The 16,331-nt window shown below is 35.2% G+C and carries 14 protein-coding genes and 2 pseudogenes; 1 reads left to right on the forward strand and 15 read right to left on the reverse strand.

The genetic code is table 11. The features are described 5' to 3' along the window. Positions 1-76: 76 nt before the first annotated feature. Positions 77-415 (forward strand): annotated as a pseudogene (locus ABS911_RS10860) (ribonucleotide-diphosphate reductase subunit beta); the annotation flags it as partial. A 153-nt stretch (positions 416-568) separates the two neighbouring features. On the opposite strand, the gene ABS911_RS10865 reads toward ABS911_RS10860, so the two are convergent. The 15 genes and pseudogenes from ABS911_RS10865 to ABS911_RS10935 all read right to left on the reverse strand — a co-directional run. Continuing rightward, positions 569-703 (reverse strand): transposase, encoded by a 135-nt coding sequence (locus ABS911_RS10865; protein ID WP_350467616.1) that lies wholly within the window; start codon positions 701-703, stop codon positions 569-571. Positions 704-889: 186 nt separating this feature from the next. Then, positions 890-1,585, reverse strand: a complete 696-nt coding sequence (locus ABS911_RS10870; RefSeq protein WP_502880534.1) for an aldo/keto reductase — start codon at positions 1,583-1,585, stop codon at positions 890-892. A gap of 137 nt (positions 1,586-1,722) precedes the next feature. Next, entirely contained in the window at positions 1,723-1,902 is a 180-nt protein-coding gene (locus tag ABS911_RS10875) for a hypothetical protein (RefSeq protein WP_350467607.1), read from the reverse strand. 28 nt (positions 1,903-1,930) lie between these two features. Further along, positions 1,931-2,950 (reverse strand): galactose/methyl galactoside ABC transporter permease MglC, encoded by a 1,020-nt coding sequence (gene mglC, locus ABS911_RS10880; RefSeq protein WP_013711867.1) that lies wholly within the window; start codon positions 2,948-2,950, stop codon positions 1,931-1,933. Between the two features lie 57 nt (positions 2,951-3,007). Then, positions 3,008-4,507 (reverse strand): galactose/methyl galactoside ABC transporter ATP-binding protein MglA, encoded by a 1,500-nt coding sequence (gene mglA / locus ABS911_RS10885; RefSeq protein WP_350467608.1) that lies wholly within the window; start codon positions 4,505-4,507, stop codon positions 3,008-3,010. A 163-nt stretch (positions 4,508-4,670) separates the two neighbouring features. Beyond that, entirely contained in the window at positions 4,671-5,696 is a 1,026-nt protein-coding gene (locus ABS911_RS10890; RefSeq protein WP_041556658.1) for a galactose ABC transporter substrate-binding protein, read from the reverse strand. 302 nt (positions 5,697-5,998) lie between these two features. Then, a complete protein-coding gene (locus tag ABS911_RS10895) occupies positions 5,999-7,753 on the reverse strand; it encodes a cache domain-containing sensor histidine kinase (RefSeq protein ID WP_350467609.1) in 1,755 nt (584 codons plus the stop codon). Between the two features lie 18 nt (positions 7,754-7,771). Next, positions 7,772-9,415, reverse strand: coding sequence for a response regulator transcription factor (locus tag ABS911_RS10900; RefSeq protein ID WP_350467610.1), 1,644 nt, complete (start codon positions 9,413-9,415; stop codon positions 7,772-7,774). 332 nt (positions 9,416-9,747) lie between these two features. Then, entirely contained in the window at positions 9,748-10,257 is a 510-nt protein-coding gene (locus ABS911_RS10905; RefSeq protein ID WP_350467611.1) for a GNAT family N-acetyltransferase, read from the reverse strand. A gap of 14 nt (positions 10,258-10,271) precedes the next feature. Continuing rightward, positions 10,272-10,724 (reverse strand): MarR family winged helix-turn-helix transcriptional regulator, encoded by a 453-nt coding sequence (locus ABS911_RS10910; RefSeq protein ID WP_350467612.1) that lies wholly within the window; start codon positions 10,722-10,724, stop codon positions 10,272-10,274. Between the two features lie 170 nt (positions 10,725-10,894). Continuing rightward, the gene (locus tag ABS911_RS10915; RefSeq protein WP_350467613.1) at positions 10,895-11,743 is read right to left on the reverse strand and encodes a PRD domain-containing protein; all 849 of its coding nucleotides are present in this window, start codon (positions 11,741-11,743) and stop codon (positions 10,895-10,897) included. Positions 11,744-11,768: 25 nt separating this feature from the next. Next, positions 11,769-13,232 (reverse strand): glycoside hydrolase family 1 protein, encoded by a 1,464-nt coding sequence (locus ABS911_RS10920; protein WP_350467614.1) that lies wholly within the window; start codon positions 13,230-13,232, stop codon positions 11,769-11,771. Positions 13,233-13,234: 2 nt separating this feature from the next. Continuing rightward, positions 13,235-15,079, reverse strand: a complete 1,845-nt coding sequence (locus ABS911_RS10925; protein WP_350467615.1) for a beta-glucoside-specific PTS transporter subunit IIABC — start codon at positions 15,077-15,079, stop codon at positions 13,235-13,237. A gap of 388 nt (positions 15,080-15,467) precedes the next feature. Next, positions 15,468-16,097, reverse strand: coding sequence for an MFS transporter (locus ABS911_RS10930; RefSeq protein WP_502880535.1), 630 nt, complete (start codon positions 16,095-16,097; stop codon positions 15,468-15,470). Positions 16,098-16,169: 72 nt separating this feature from the next. Continuing rightward, positions 16,170-16,331: pseudogene (locus ABS911_RS10935) on the reverse strand (IS30 family transposase); the annotation flags it as partial.

Here is a 16,331-nt window from a genome sequence, read left to right on the forward strand (position 1 = left end):
AAAGCAGGTGAATTTTTAGGGGTATCTGCATTAAATGCGTTAAAAGCAAGAAAAACGAATGACACGCAACTATTAAAATGAATTGCCTGAAGAAGAACAAAAGAAATTGCTAGATTGGATGTACCCCTTGTTGGAAGATCTGATGGAAAATGAACTAGCTTACACTGAAGAAATCTATAGTCCAATAGGTATAGCCGAAGATGTTAAGAAATTTGTCCGTTACAACGCTAATAAATCATTACAAAATATGGGTTTCCCAGCTTATTATGATCATGCTGACTTAGATGATGTTAACCCGATTGTGATGAATGGTATTTCAATTGAAACATCGAACCATGACTTCTTCTCACAAGTTGGAGCAGGATATCTTATGGGCGATGCTGAATCAATGATAGATGAAGACTACGATTTTTAATACAAAAAGAAGAACCGCAGTTGTAATAAAATGGACCCTGTAGAATGGACACTAAAAAAAGTGCCCTTATATAGCAACCCCCAAAAGTTAAACTAAAATCTAATTTGAGAAGCGTGAAACCAATGGGTCTCACGCTTTTTTCCACTCTAAAACTTAGCAAAATACGGTACAGTTCTGGAAATTTCGATATCCATAAACCACTCCTTTAATAACTTTGATTTTATTGATTGATCCTTCCAAAGAACTATTCGAAAAGGCATATTTAAAGTTGATTTCAATCTTAGGCAGGTTTTTACGCTCAACCTGGACGGGTAGGGATAAAACGCATAAAGCAAAAAATCAGCAGGCATGATCCCGGTTCAATACCGCATTCACACCAGCCAATTAGCTGCTTAATATAAAACTCTAACTTTTGGAGGGCACATCAGTTGAGCACCTTTTTTAAAGGGTAACTGGAACAAAAAAATCAATTGTCTAACGTTTCAAAATCTTTTCAATTTTGACTAATTCTGAAGGAGAAAAATCAAGGTTATCTAATGCTTTGACATTATCTTCAATTTGGCTTACCTTGCTGGCTCCAATCAATACGCTTGTGACTTTTCCATCTCTTAAAATCCACGAAACAGCCATTTCAGCTGTTTGTTCGGCAGAGTAATTAGAGATTCCAATATACAAAGCTTTACCTTGGCGAACCATTAAGTCCAATGCATGTGCTGTTTCTTCAAAAGGTGTATCCGGATCTGGACGATGAGAGTAAAAGATATCAACATAATCTAATCCAAGGCGCTTCAAACTTTGGTCAATACTAGCAGTCAAATATTTTTTAGAACCAAATTCACCGTATGGGCCTGGCCACATATCATAACCGGCCTTGCTTGAAATAATCAATTCATCACGGTAAGGAAGCAAATCTTTCTTTAAAATACGCCCAAAGTTTTCTTCGGCACTTCCCGCTGGAGGGCCGTAGTTATTAGCTAAGTCAAAATGGGTAATTCCTAAATCGAATGCACGATGAACCATTTTACGGCTGTTTTCGAATAAATCTACATCACCGAAATTATGCCACATTCCTAAAGGCAATGCTTTAACCGTATGATTCCAGCTCCCGATGTTACAGTAACCAAAATTAAATCTTCGAGAAAGTTTTTGATTTTTTTTGATTGTTTGCATTGTATCCCTCTCTTTATGTTTGGATAGTCCGTGTTTTACTTTTAACTTTAACAAAAAAAGATTTTGAGAAGACTGTATGATAGAAAAAATTCGTAGTGGAGTTTTTTTCTCCTAATGCGAATTTTTTATCAACAAACTTAACTCAATAATGCAAATCCTAAGACGACGATCAAGGATACAACAATCCCAAAAATAAACTTATTCATTGATTCAACACTAACGTCAATTTTTTCATAAAGCGAATCTTTTCCAAACGTTTGCTTTGTTCTCGTTTGTTCTTCTGGTTGTGTGAAGTCAACGTGTTCTATTTCTTCCATATTGAGCCACTCTCATTTCCTTTGCTTCTTATTTTTTAACAATGTATTTACGAACGTCAATAGAAACAGCTAAAATAATGATCAACCCTTTGATAATGTATTGAAGATAAGGACTGACCCCAACGAAGGTTAAACCATAGTTGATAAATTGTAAGATAACAGCTCCCATGATGACACCGGGGATCGTTCCGACTCCTCCTGAGAAAGAGACTCCGCCGATGACACTAGCTGAAATAGCATCTAGGTCATAGTTCAATCCCGTATTACTCGTTGTAGAACCAATACGGGCAGCTTCTAAGAAACCAGCAACCCCATATAGCACACCTGAAATAATGAAAATAATCATTATGTTTTTAACGATATTTACACCTGAAACCTCAGCCGCTTCTGTGTTTCCACCAATAGCGTACATATTTTTGCCTAATTTAGTCTTGTTCCAAACAAACCACATGATAACAGAGATAATGGCAGCATAGAAAATAACATATGGTAATTTAACTGGTCCGATATCAACGGTGTTACGAACTAAATTAGTGTAACGAACATCCAGTGAGCCAATGGGTTGTGCACCATTAGGTGGACGATCGATGTAAATACATGAGAGACCGTACGCAATCAATTGAGTTCCTAAAGTAATAATAAACGCATGCACTTTTAATTTTGCTACACCAAAACCATTAATAGCACCAAATGTCATCCCTACTGCAATAGCCGCTAATAAGGGCACAATAAGAGGAAGCGCTGGTAGATTAGGGTACATTCTTGATGCATATGTGGTACTTTGCGCCAGCGAAGAAGCGACTACTGCACAAAGACCTAGGATTCGACCAGCTGACAAGTCAGTTCCTTTTAAAATAATTAAACCAGCTGCACCTAACGCCATAATAATTCGCGTAGAAGCTTGACCTAATATATTTGTAATATTTTGCAATGAAATAAAGGAAGGCTCCATGATGATAACCACTAACATCAAAGCTCCTAATACCATGTACAAAGAATAATTTAGTAAAAAATCATTTAGTTTCATTTTCTTTTGAGTGTTTTCCATAGTTGCACCTTTCTTATAAAGATCTTGAAAGTTAAGCGAATTTTCTTGTTAAACGATTTAAATAAATTTCGCTGATAATCTTAAAATCTCTTCTTGGGTCATATTTTTTGTTTCATCTATTCCTGCTACTTGTCCATTTGACATCACGAGCATTCGGTCACTAATCCCAATCAATTCAGCCATTTCACTAGAAACAACAATAACTGATTTGCCTCGATTAGCCAATTCTAAAACCAATTGATAAATTTCATATTTGGCTCCTACGTCAATTCCACGTGTGGGCTCATCTAATAAGTAGATATCTGCATCTGTTAGTAACCATCTTCCAATAATGACTTTTTGTTGATTCCCACCTGATAAACTTCCAATATGTGTTTTAGCACTTGGTGTTTTAACATTCATACTTTTAATCACTTGTTCTGTATCTTTAGCCATCATTTTTTCATTGACCATACCATACTTCGTATACTGATTTAAATTAGCGATCACCGCATTAAATGTGATACTTAACCCACCAAAGATACCGGTAGCTCTCCGTTCTTCTGTGACAAATGCAAAGCCATTATTGATTGCATCACGTGAATGATTGTTATGGATGATTTCACCATTCAGATTAATTTCACCTTTATCATGTCGAGCTACTCCAAAAATATTTTCGAGTAATTCCGTTCTTCTTGAGCCAACTAGACCAGCAATTCCCAGCACTTCTCCTTTTCGCAAAGTAAATGAGACGTCTTGAATGGAAGGCTGATACATAGCCGTTAAGTTCTTTACCTCCATAACAACTTCCCCTGGTACATTTGTTTTAGGTGGGAAACGATCGTTTAATTCACGCCCAACCATCAGATTAATAATTTTTCCCATAGTTAATTCTTTTGAAGGTGTTGTGCTGATCCATTGTCCGTCACGCATAATAGTAACTTCATCAGAAATTCGTAAAATCTCTTCCATTTTGTGAGAGATATAAACTACCGCACAGCCTTCTGCTTTTAATTGATTGATGATTCGGAACAAATGATTCACTTCTTTTTCAGAAAGAGACGAAGTCGGTTCATCCAATACTAAAATTTTCGCGCCATAACTAACCGCTTTAGCGATTTCTACCATTTGTCGTTGAGATACTGACAATGTCCCGATTTCTTTCCTAGGATTAATATCAATTTCTAATTCTTTAAATATTTTTTTGGTATCTTCATACATTTTTTTTTCATCAACCAAAAAACCTTTCATTGGAAATCGTCCCAGCCAAATATTTTCCATAATGCTTCTGCGCATCACTTGATTTAATTCTTGATGGACCATTGAGACTCCGTGTTCCAATGCATCTTTTGGGTTCGTGAATTTTGTCGGAATACCGTCAATTAAAATTTCTCCTGCATCTTCAATATAAATACCAAAGAGGCACTTCATTAAAGTTGACTTGCCCGCCCCATTTTCTCCCATTAAAGCATGGATGGTTCCAGGTCTTAATTTTAACTGAGCTTTGTCCAACGCCTTCACTCCTGGAAAAACCTTGTCAATATCTCGCATTTCTAGAATATAATTGGATGCTGCCATAGAAATCACCGCCTTTAATCAAACTTTTTTCTGTTAAAAGAATAAGAATCGATAGCTGAGAATCTCTATCAATTCTTATCCAGTTTTTAATACACTCCGCCATTTGCAGATTATAAATAATGGTTTTTTTTGAGTATAAAGAAATTAAATCACAAAGAACCGATTACTCACCAGAGTAAGCTTGATAAGGAATACGAATTGAAATGCCTGTATCATCGTATTCATAATCTGTATCTTCAATATAATCTTTGCCTTGTGCAGCATTTACACCTAAAGCAAAAATCGCTTCAGCCATTCCAACAGCATCTTGCTTAACGGTACCTGACATATAATTCTTAGCAATCAAATCCACTGCCTCATCAGTTGCATCAACACCAAAAACCGGAATAAATTTATCCTCATCATTGTTATAGCCGCCGGATTGTAAAGCAGCAATAGCTCCTGATGCCATTGAATCATTATTAGCTAAAACCATTTCAATGTTGTCGCCTTCACGTGATAACCAAGCCGAAACAGCGGTATTTGCTTTATCAGCATCCCAATTCGCTACTTGTTGACCAATCTCTTTTACTTCTATACCAGAATCTTTAATAGTAGAAACCGAAAATTGTGTACGAGCAATCGCTTCAGGATTATCAGCGTCTCCCATTAACATCACGTAATTTAAAACACCATCCCCGTTTTTATCCAAGGTTTTTTCTGAATTCCATAACTCAGAGGCCATCTCACCTTGAATAACGCCAGCTTCTTCAGGCTTCGTTCCGACAAAACGTGCTTGATCGTAACCTGTTAATACTTCGCTGTCTGGCTCACGATTGAAGAAGATAACTGGAATATCAGCTGCTGAAGCTTTATCAATAACTGTTTGAGCAGCTCCCGTATCAACAACATTGACTAGTAAAACTTTTACGCCTTTTTGGATCAAAACATCAATTTGATCATTTTGAGTAGCTTGATCCCCTTTAGAATCGTTCATCAATAATTCCACATCTTTATTATCTTTTGAAGCTTCTTCTAATGCTTGTCGAACAGAAGAAATATACGTATCATCATATTTATAAAACGCTACTCCTATTTTATCTCCATCCCCTGAAGAACTGCCTTCTGTAGATGAATCTCCACAGGCACTCAAGGTTCCCATCATTACTAATGCAGCTGACCCCAACAAAAACTTTTTAACTTTACTCATTTCCAAACCTCCAAATAGATGTATTTACTTCATATGTAAACGTTACCATTTTTTTAACTCATCGCCTATGTGATTTCATACTTTTCCTGTTCAAAATAATACGATAACTCATTTTTTTAATTTTCACAAAAAAACAGAACCAATGCATCCTACCATTGGTTCTGCTGTATTAAGTGAATGAGTAGATTGTTTAATGTGCTTTTTTTTGCTTATTTGGTCAATTGCACAAAAAACAAACAAGCAAAAGCACTATGACCTCCTAACTTGACTACTGTTAAAACTAACCGTTTTTTCTTTCTTGGCTATTCCTCTCTTTGTTCTTCTTCTCGAACGATTTTTGGCAACCAAACACTAATCGTTGTGCCTTCGTCCATTTCACTTTTAACTTCTACTCCAAAGTCCTTTCCAAAATAAATTTGGATTCTTTGGTGAACATTGCGTATACCGATACCAATTTTTCCGCTATTTTTCCAAGCTTCTATTTCTTTAAGTGTCTCTGGTAAGATTCCGATGCCATCATCTATGATTTGGATCAAAATTTTGTCTTGTTTATCGAACACTTTAATGGCAATATGTCCTTCATCAATCATTCGTTCAATGCCATGATACAATGCATTTTCAAGAAACGGCTGAAGAATGATTTTAACTGTCAGACAATCCAGAACCGTATCATCCACTTCAATTGAGTACTGAAATTGGTTTTTGTATCGAATTTGTTGAATGGTTAGATAGCTCTCGGCATGTGCTAACTCTTGGCGAAGAGAAATAAAATCATTTCCCTTGCTTAACGAGATGCGCAATAACTTCCCAAGTGCCGCCACCATTTCAGAAGCTCCTTCATTATTTCCCCTTTCTGACATCCATAATATGGATTCTAATGTATTGTACAAAAAATGTGGGTTGATTTGAGCTTGCAAAACATTCATTTCACTTTTCCTTAATTCCTCTTGTTCCTCTTTTACTTGGAGCATCAACATTTTCACATGATCAATTAAATGATTATAAGACCCTGATAACTGCTGGATCTCAGTGAACCGAGTTTCATCTGTGTAAATATCAAATTGGTCCCCATCCGAATTCTGCATCACTTTGACCATGTTAGTAATTGGCTGTGCGATGTACTTAGACACTCCTATGCTGATCAATACAATCAAACTAATGATCGCAAAAAAGACCCATAACATATACCTTTGAACTTCTTCCATGGCTTCTTTGATAGACTCTTGCAAATAGGAGACTCCGATTACTTTCCAACCGGTTGAAGATACGGATGCAATAGCAATCGTATTTTTTTTATTGGGTGTTATGTATACGCCATCTAGCTTATCTGCGATAAAATCTAGGTTTTCTTCTTTAGCGTTTGTTTGTCTGGTTTGTTGCTGTGGATGATAGACTATTGCATTTTGGCTATTTACAATGAACGAATAGCCTCTCTTCCCAATAGATATTTTATCAAAATAGTTTCCTAATGAATTAAAATTAAAATCAATTAGGAGCAAATACTCTTCTTTATCAACTATGACTGGTGCTGTAACCGATAAAACCCAATGGTCATTTTTTTCAAATAGATTCTGTACGTGAGGAGCTGAAAAAGAAAATTTATTTGGCGGCCAGTCTTCTTGAAACCAGTCTTGTTCATAAATCTTTAATTCCTTTTTAGGTATGTATTGCGATGGTGCATAGTCTACTATTTGACCGTCAGCGTTTATTAGTCCAATCGATACAATATTGCGATTTAAACGGTAGCTTACTCCTAATAAATCAGCAATTCCATCTTTTTGTAAGGATGAACTCTTCAATTCATCCAAGATACCATAAGCCATTCCGGTCATGTTGTCTATTTCGTTAGCTAATGTGATGGTGGATTGCACTACGCTTTGTTGAGTAGTGGTTTTAGCCGTGTTGATCAAGGTTTCTTTAAAAGTGACTGAAAAAAAACCGGCAAATAATAGAATCGTCAGAATAGAGATGACAGCTAGTGATAAGGCTAAAATAATACGCAAGCTTTTAAATTTCTCAATTAGTGTTTTACTTGTCTTTTTAATGATTTGACTCATTTCTTTTCATCTCTCCCGCTAGCTTTTTGATTCAGCCCGGAGTTTATTTTTTTTGAATGTTTCCCGGATTTTGTTTGGTGATTCGCCAAAATACTTTTTAAAGCAGTAGGAAAAGTAGTGCTGGTCAGTGTAACCTGAATCTATTGCTACCTCAAAAATTTTATGATCTGTCGTCAATAAGTGCTCTTTAGCTTTTTCCATGCGTATCTCGACTAGTGCATCTGTAAAAGAAAGCCCATTTTCTTTTTTAAAAAGCGAACTGAAATAACTAGGACTGATCAACATTTGTTTGCTAACATGTTTTAAAGAAAGTGAAGGATCTGAATAATGTTCAACTAAATAAGCATAGCCTTGCTTAGCTAAAGAATCTGTTTTCTCTTTACGCTGCTCCTGGATGATTGCAATGGCCGATATGCAAAAGTTTTTAAACCACTCCTTAATGACTTGTCTGTCTTCATATCGATGAATCTCAGAAATAATTTGCACCTGTTGAAGTATACCTGAATCGTATTTTAAAATCGTTGTTTTATAAGCTTTTAAGACGGATACATAGAGTTCCATCAAAAAAATTTGCAGGTGTTCTTTACTATTCATGCCGAAATAAAATTGTTGGAATAGTTGATCTATAAAAATTTCTAATTCCTTTTTAGACCCTATTTTAATCAGAGAAATTAATTTCGCTTCGTTGACCTCATTGAAAACTATTTCATTTTGTTGAATGGTTTCAATGTCAGAAATGTAAATCCCTTTGTTTTCTCCAAGAGTCGTCTGGTAATTTAAAGCTGAAATAGAAGACTGAAAAGCTCGTTTGGTATCTGAAATCCGTGCATATTCTTCGCTAACTCCAATACCGATAGAAAAACCAAATATTTTTTGGACACTTTCGTTAATTTCTTTCACAAGAATATCTGTATACATTTCGATATTTTCTTTGGTATCGGACAAAATAGCAACACTGTTCGATGTGAAAGTAAAGACCTCGCCTTGCACATACTTATCCACAATTTTTCTGATAGTATTGGCTAATGAAAACTTCATAAGTTCTAAATTTTGGTTTCCACTGGTGATTTTTGCAAAGGAAGGTTTATCAATAGTGATATTTAGCAAGACCTGCCTTTCTCCAGTAAGGTTTAACTGATAGGTTTGAAGCAGCTTTTGGAATTCACTTTCTGATACGTCGCTGTAATTATCCGTGATCAGGGAAACCAAAAAAGACATTTTATTAACATCAAATTTTTTCAAAAAATCTTTTTCAATGGTCACCAAGTCATTTGCTGACCGTTTCTCTTCATCCAAATTTTTCCGTACTTTTCCAAGCATATTCTCTAAATCGCTAATAGAAGCCGGTTTTAATAAATACTCAAGAATGGTTAGTTTTATGCCGCTGACTGCGTACTCAAAATCTTCATATCCGCTTAAAAATACAATTTTAACAGCCGGATGCTCCTCCCTTACTCGTTTAGACAGTTCAATACCGTCCATGATTGGCATTTTAATATCCGTGATCAATATATCTGGAACATTGTCTTCCATCACTTCCAATGCTTCCTCTCCATTACTGGCTTCACCAATGATCTCGAACCCCATTTTTCCCCAATGAACGAGTTCAATAATGGATTGACGAATATCCTCTTCATCATCTACTAACATAATTGAATACAACCTGCTTCCTCCTTTTTTGAGCTTCTAACTCCATTTTACGCAAACGGTTTCATTTCTTCAATACCAACCAACCTATTCTTTCTGCTTTTTCCAGGATTTCTGTCTTTATTCAGTCACTTTTGTTATTTTTTAAAATGGAATCACCATTTCTTTACACGAGCGTAAGATTGAAACATCGAACCATGACTTCTTCTCACAAGTTGGAGCAGGCTATCTTATGGGCGATGCTGAATCAATGGTAGATGAAGACTACGATTTTTAATACAAAAAGAAGAACCGTGCTTGTAATAGACGGTTCTTCTTTATTTTTGCTCTGACTAGCTGCATCCATATTAAATTGTCTTGGTCATGATCAAATCAGTTTGCTCATCATCACCCATGAAGAAAGAATGTGAACTGATCTGAATAAACCCTTTCTTTTTATAAAAGGAAAGGGCACTTAGATTTTCTTCCCAAACACCTAACCAAATCACTTTTTTATTCTTTTCTCGTGCAAATTGTTCAGCTTTTTCTATCAAGACCGTTCCATACCCTTTTCTTTTTCGGTCACTGCGAATATAAATTCTTTCGATTTCTACAGCATTTTCAGCGATGTCTTCTGTTTGGGCATCACCTATGTTTAATTTTAAGTAACCGGCTATTTCTTCGTTATCTGATAGAAAGAAAAAAGCAGAATTTTTGTTTGTAAGTTCTTTTTTGAGTTGTGTACTGTTATAGGCTTTTTCCAAATAATTTTTTAAGTCTTCCTCAGTGTTTTGATCCTTAAAGGTATCCGTAAACAGTTCTATGCTGATTTTTTGAAGTAATTCTAAATCTTCTAAGGTGCATTTTTTCAATTCCATAGTATCAGTCTCCTTTAGTAATTCCGTTTATTTCCTTTTTTCACAAAATCCCACTCAGCTTCTGTATTCTGTTTTATTTTGTTTAAAATTTGAGAAAAAGTTTTGATTTCTTCGTCCGACAAGCCTTTTAAAGCAACCTCATTAGAATAAAGATTTTCTTTCAAAATATATTCCGCTAATTTATCACCTTGAGGCGTAGTAAATAGTCTTTTGATTTTTTTATTCACTGAATCAGCTCTTTTTTCAATCAATCCATTTTGTTCAAGTTTTTGAATAGCTCTCGATGCAGTAGTACGATCTACTTTTATCATTTCACTTAAATTATCCGGTATAATTCCTGGATTTTCTTTAATCCTTACTAAGTAGAGGTATTGACCTCTTGTAAGATTGAGATCTTTAAATTCTATATTAGCAATAGAGTCTAAGGATCTTGCTATCACGCCAATGTCACGAAGAATGTCTATCATTTCGTTTCCCCCTTTTCGTTCTTAACAATTCCTATTATAACGATTTATGTTGCAAATGCAACATAAATAAAAGAACTCCACTTAAAAAGTGTAGTTCTTATTTAATACTATTATTTTTTTAAACATTCAAGCTTAAAATGAGCAGAAACACTAGCATTAGTTTATAGTCTCTAGCTATCTAATTCATTATAATTCAATAAACGATTGATATGAACAGCTAAATAAGTTAATTCATCATCCGGTACTTCTTTACCATATATTTTTCCCACGTATTCCTTAACTTTAAAGGCACTGTTCATAGCTTGAGGATAAAGAGTTGCAATCTGCTCAAACAACTTCTTATCGCCTTTTTCCATCAATTTATCTGCAAAAAAGCGCTCTACAAAAAATTTAACATGAGTAATAAAACGTACATAATGAATAGATTCAGTATTGATCGTTGTATTCAAACTATACCGAATCAAATTAACAATGCTACCGACCATTTTAGCGTATTTCATACCATCAACATTCTGATTATCTGAATTTTGTGCATTGATCAAATGAAATGCAATATTCGCAGCTTCCTCCTCAGGTAAATTGGTTTCTAAAGTCTTGTTTACCAACGTACGGGCATACTCACCAATATGGAATTCTTTTGGGTAATAGCTCTTAATTTCCCAATATACTCGATTAGTAATGTTAATTCCCTTTTCTGCTCTCTCCACTGCAAAATTCAAATGATCCATTAATGTAAAGTAAATACTGAGATTTAACGGAGAACCTAAATACTGTTCTGCATACTGAACAATCTCCTGAGTGATATCGAAATAAACGGGAGAGATGGCATCAACCAAGTCTAAAAGTTGTTGAGTCTGTATATTTTCTACAGGAAGAAAGGATTGATCCACTTGGTTATCTTCAATAGACATTCCGGGTTTCTTCCCATATCCAATCCCTTTTCCAAACACAACCATTTCTTTACCATCTTTTTCTACTAAGACGACACTTGAATTGAGTACTTTTTTAATATGTGACAAAGAAAATCACTCCCGTTTACTTTTTTTAGTCTATACTTGCTCCATTTGTTTCAATCACTTCTTTATACCAATAAAAGGAGTCTTTTTTCAATCGATCAAGTGTCCCATTTCCTTCATCGTCTTGATCAACGTAAATAAACCCATAACGTTTTGACATTTGAGAGGTTCCTGCACTCACAATGTCAATTGCACCCCAGCTAGTATACCCAATTAGGTCTACACCTTCGTCAATGGCTTCGCCCATTTGTTTAAAGTGTTCTTTAAAATAATCGATTCGATAAGGATCATGAACTTTTCCTTCAACGACTTCGTCTTTTGCACCCATACCATTTTCTACTATCATCAATGGTACTTGATAACGATCATATAATTCAAGTAAAGAAATTTTCAATCCTTTTGGATCAATTTGCCAGCCCCAATCAGTAGATGGAAGATAAGGATTTTTCACTCCTAAAACAGTATTTCCAGCTGTACGTTCAGCATTTTCATCGCCTGATTCAGTCATAGACATATAATAACTAAAGGATACAAAGTCTACCGTATGTTCTTTTAGAATAACTCGATCATTTTCTTCCATTTTAATATGAATCCCTTTATTTTCTAATTGACGTTCAATTAATTTAGGGTATTCTCCAAAAACTTGAACATCTGCATAAAACAGGTTTTCTAGATTCTTTTTCAAAGTAAGCTCTACATCAATTGGCGTACAAGTTCTTGGATATGTTGTTAATTTCGTGATCATACAGCCAACTTCACTGCCTTTTATTTTTTCATGACAATCTTTCGTTACTAAAGCTGATGCAACAAATTGATGGTGCAGTGCTTGATAAATAACTTCTTCTTCTTTTCCTTCTGGACATTTGTCTGGAATGATTCCTGCTGTTGTAAATGGATGACGGTGAATGCTATCAATTTCATTAAATGTCAACCAGTATTTAACTAAATCTTTATAGCGATCAAAACACACATTTGAAAAACGAACAAAATCATCAATCACTCGGCGATCAGTCCAACCATTGTATTCCAAGCTTAACGCTAGGGGCATTTCATAATGAGACAATGTTACTATTGGTTCAATATTCAAGCGTTTCATTTCTTGAAATAGATTATCATAAAAAACTAGCCCTTTTTCATTAGGTTCAGCTTCTTCTCCTGTAGGAAAGATTCTAGACCAAGCAATTGATACGCGTAGAGCTTTTGTGCCCATCTCAGCGAATAAAGCTAAATCCTCTTTATATCTATGGTAGAAATCAATCCCACGACGCTTAGGATAGATTTTATCAGTAGGATCTTCCATCGCTTCTATAACGCTTTCTGTTGTTATTTCCATATGTCCTGCAAAATTTTTCACATCTAAATTGGGTTTATAAGTTGCAACATCTGCTACAGATAGCCCTTTACCATCTTTATTCCATGCTCCTTCTGCTTGGTTGGCTGCAATTGCACCGCCCCATAAAAATCCTTTTGGAAAACTTGTTGTTTTAGTCATGTTTATTCTCCTATCTGTGCTACCGTCATAACGGTTTGATTTTGGCTTGCTTTTTCATGTGTAATCATTTGATTGATCTTGAACAATTCTTTATTGGTTACAACTGCTATAACCGTCGGATCATATCCAGCATTTTTGATAGCTTCTATATCAAATGATATCAAACTATCACCTGCTTTAACGACATTACCCTCTTTAACGTGTGGTGTGAAGTATTTCCCTTCTAATTGCACGGTTTCTAATCCAATATGAAAAAGAACTTCAGCTCCATTTCTCATTTTCATTCCTACTGCATGATGCGTTTCAAATAACATAGTAATCGTTCCGTCAGCAGGAGCATGCAATTCTCCTATCTCAGGAATAATGGCAATGCCTTCTCCTATTAGCTTAGTCGAAAATACTTCATCATTTACTTCAGCTAAAGGAATGACTTCTCCTTCAACTGGGCTATAAAAATTGGTACTTCCTGATACGTTCTCCGCAAAAGCTTGTTCTTCTGATTCAGTTACTTCTTCTTTCCATAAAAACATTACCGCAATAAAAGAGACTACAAATGAGATACCCAATGTCACAAAAGCATAAACTAAATTCAAATTATTATCGGGAGAAGCAAACAGAGTAATACTAGCCAAACCTGGTCCAACTAGTGCAAAAGCTTCAACCGCCATAATACCAATAAATGCTCCACCTATTAAACTTCCAAGCATGACACTATATAAAACTTTTTTGTGCAAAATAGTAACCCCATAAAGTGCTGGTTCTGTGATGCCAAACAATGCTGAGATACCTGCTGACAAAGCAGTAGATTTCAACCTTTTATCTTTGCTTTTGACAGCAACTGCAAAACAAGCACCAGACTCAGAAAGGTTATGAGCTAAAGAAGCTGGTAAGTAAAGCAATTCACGACCCATTTCACTTATGGAGGTGACTGCATAAGGAATCATCGCTTTATGCATCCCTGTCACTACCATAAACGGTAAGAAAGCAGCAAGAGCAGCAGTCGCAACCCATCCAAATTGGTTAAACAAGAACAAGATAACGTTTGCAAATCCTTGTCCAACAGTAATGCCGATTGGACCTAATACTAATAAGGTTATGGGTACAGTAATTAACAATGACATCATAGGGACAAAGAAAATTCTAATAGCTTTAGGAGAGTATTTTGTAAATAGTTTCTCCATTTGAGCGTACAGTAAAATACACAATATTGCTGGAAAAACTTGTGACGCATAAGCTACGTTGGGAACACTAATTGAGAATAACGAAGTACCTTCTGAAATCAATGTGGTCATACTCGGAAGAATCAACGCTCCAACTGCAGATACTGCAACAAGTGAATTAACTTTTAATTTATTAGCTGTTGTCATAGCTACAAGTATTGGTAAGAAATAAAGAGGTGCTCCTCCAATAAGATCTAATATTTGGTATGTTTGAGAAGCTGGGTCTATCCAACCAAACATTGAAATGAGCAATAACATAGATTTTAATATCCCACCGCCGGCAATAGCCGGAACTAGCGGTTGGAAAATACTAATGATAAAATCTAATACTAAACTGCTCAATTTTTGTTTTGGCTTATTTCCAGTTGTATTCGTTGCTGGAAGATCTCCTATCACTTTTAATACTTCATCGTAAACTTCTACAACTTCATTACCAATAATTACTTGGCATTGAACATTTTGTCTAACTCCCATCACACCATCAATTTGTTCCAGTGCTTTAATATCCGCTTTAGAATCATCATTTAAAGTGAATCTAAGTCTAGTAGAACAATGTTCCAAATGCGAAATATTCTTTTTCCCACCTACCTGTTTAACAATTTCTGCAGCTGTCTGTTGATAGTTCATTTATGAATTCCTCCTTTTATTGTGGCAGATGAGATTTTAGTATACAAAAAAGGACCTAAAAAACGGTTCATAGGATTTCGCTCCTAGTGATTCGTTATTTTAGGTCCTGCCTGCATTACCAGTCACATGCCTTATTAAGTTACCATTACTATACTACAGGACTTTGAAAACGTCAACATAAAATATAAATCAATCTTTTTAGTACTCTTATAGCATTTTTTACTTTATTTCTTTTTACTAGAATATAAATCTGCAAAAATAATTTTACAAGGTTCATTTACAAATATTCTTTTATGCTTTGCATTTCACATGGATTATCTGTTCAATTATTTTCCTGTTTTCCTTATTTATGTTTCCTTATCTTTGAGATAATAATTATTAGTTGTTATTAATCAACTATTGTTTTAGCTACCCTAACACTAGTTGCTTTCTTTTTATAAAAAACGTTTAACACTAACCCAGTTACGACAACTGCAATTGCTAAATAAAACGCTTTAGTATAGTCACCATTATTATTGATAGAAATTGCTGCTGATACTTTTGGAGCAATAAAAGCAGCCGTTGAATATCCGATAAACACGATACCATAGTTGACTCCTTGGAATTTCGGTCCAAAGTTATCCATAACAAGCGATGGAAATACCCCCATAACGCCACCGAAACATAATCCCAGTCCGATGATTCCAATTGCAAATCCAAGTGTCGTTTGAATCAAAATCAAAATAACAAACATTAGTGCAATGATACTGTATATAATCGTAATGGTAGTAGATTGCCCTAGCTTATCAGAAATAGTTCCCCAAACTACTCTTCCTAATGTATTGCTTAATGAATAAAGACTGACATAAAATGCTGCTGTAGCTGCTGTTAAACCAAAAGTGGATTGGCCGATAGCCGCTGCATTAGAGGCAATCATCAAACCAGAAAATGCACCTGTTGCAAACATCAATATAATAAGATAAAAATTGATAGATTGAAGCATTTCTTTCCAATTTTTGCTGACAACTTTAACTTGCAAAGCTTGATTTTGTTTTACATTTGCTTTACTTGACGTAATTTGTTTAGGTGCAACTTTAATAAATTTCGTTTGTCAAATTAAGTTAGACAGTTCCCACTCATTAATGTAAGTTAAAAATACTTCTAACGGTGTCAGATACTGTAAAGATTTTCTTGGGATCTGATTTCTTACTGAAGCGACTGCAGAGACAAAAGATTGATCAACTTGGTTAAAATCCATTTCTTTCGGTAAACC

The organism is Carnobacterium sp. (assembly GCF_040274425.1).

Coding starts and splice junctions, on each gene's coding strand:
- ABS911_RS10870 (WP_502880534.1), bottom strand. CDS start 1,585: ATGCAAACAATCAAAAAAAATCAAAAACTTTCTCGAAGATTTAATTTT.
- ABS911_RS10875 (WP_350467607.1), bottom strand. CDS start 1,902: ATGGAAGAAATAGAACACGTTGACTTCACACAACCAGAAGAACAAACG.
- mglC (WP_013711867.1), bottom strand. CDS start 2,950: ATGGAAAACACTCAAAAGAAAATGAAACTAAATGATTTTTTACTAAAT.
- mglA (WP_350467608.1), bottom strand. CDS start 4,507: ATGGCAGCATCCAATTATATTCTAGAAATGCGAGATATTGACAAGGTT.
- ABS911_RS10890 (WP_041556658.1), bottom strand. CDS start 5,696: ATGAGTAAAGTTAAAAAGTTTTTGTTGGGGTCAGCTGCATTAGTAATG.
- ABS911_RS10895 (WP_350467609.1), bottom strand. CDS start 7,753: ATGAGTCAAATCATTAAAAAGACAAGTAAAACACTAATTGAGAAATTT.
- ABS911_RS10905 (WP_350467611.1), bottom strand. CDS start 10,257: ATGGAATTGAAAAAATGCACCTTAGAAGATTTAGAATTACTTCAAAAA.
- ABS911_RS10910 (WP_350467612.1), bottom strand. CDS start 10,724: ATGATAGACATTCTTCGTGACATTGGCGTGATAGCAAGATCCTTAGAC.
- ABS911_RS10920 (WP_350467614.1), bottom strand. CDS start 13,232: ATGACTAAAACAACAAGTTTTCCAAAAGGATTTTTATGGGGCGGTGCA.
- ABS911_RS10925 (WP_350467615.1), bottom strand. CDS start 15,079: ATGAACTATCAACAGACAGCTGCAGAAATTGTTAAACAGGTAGGTGGG.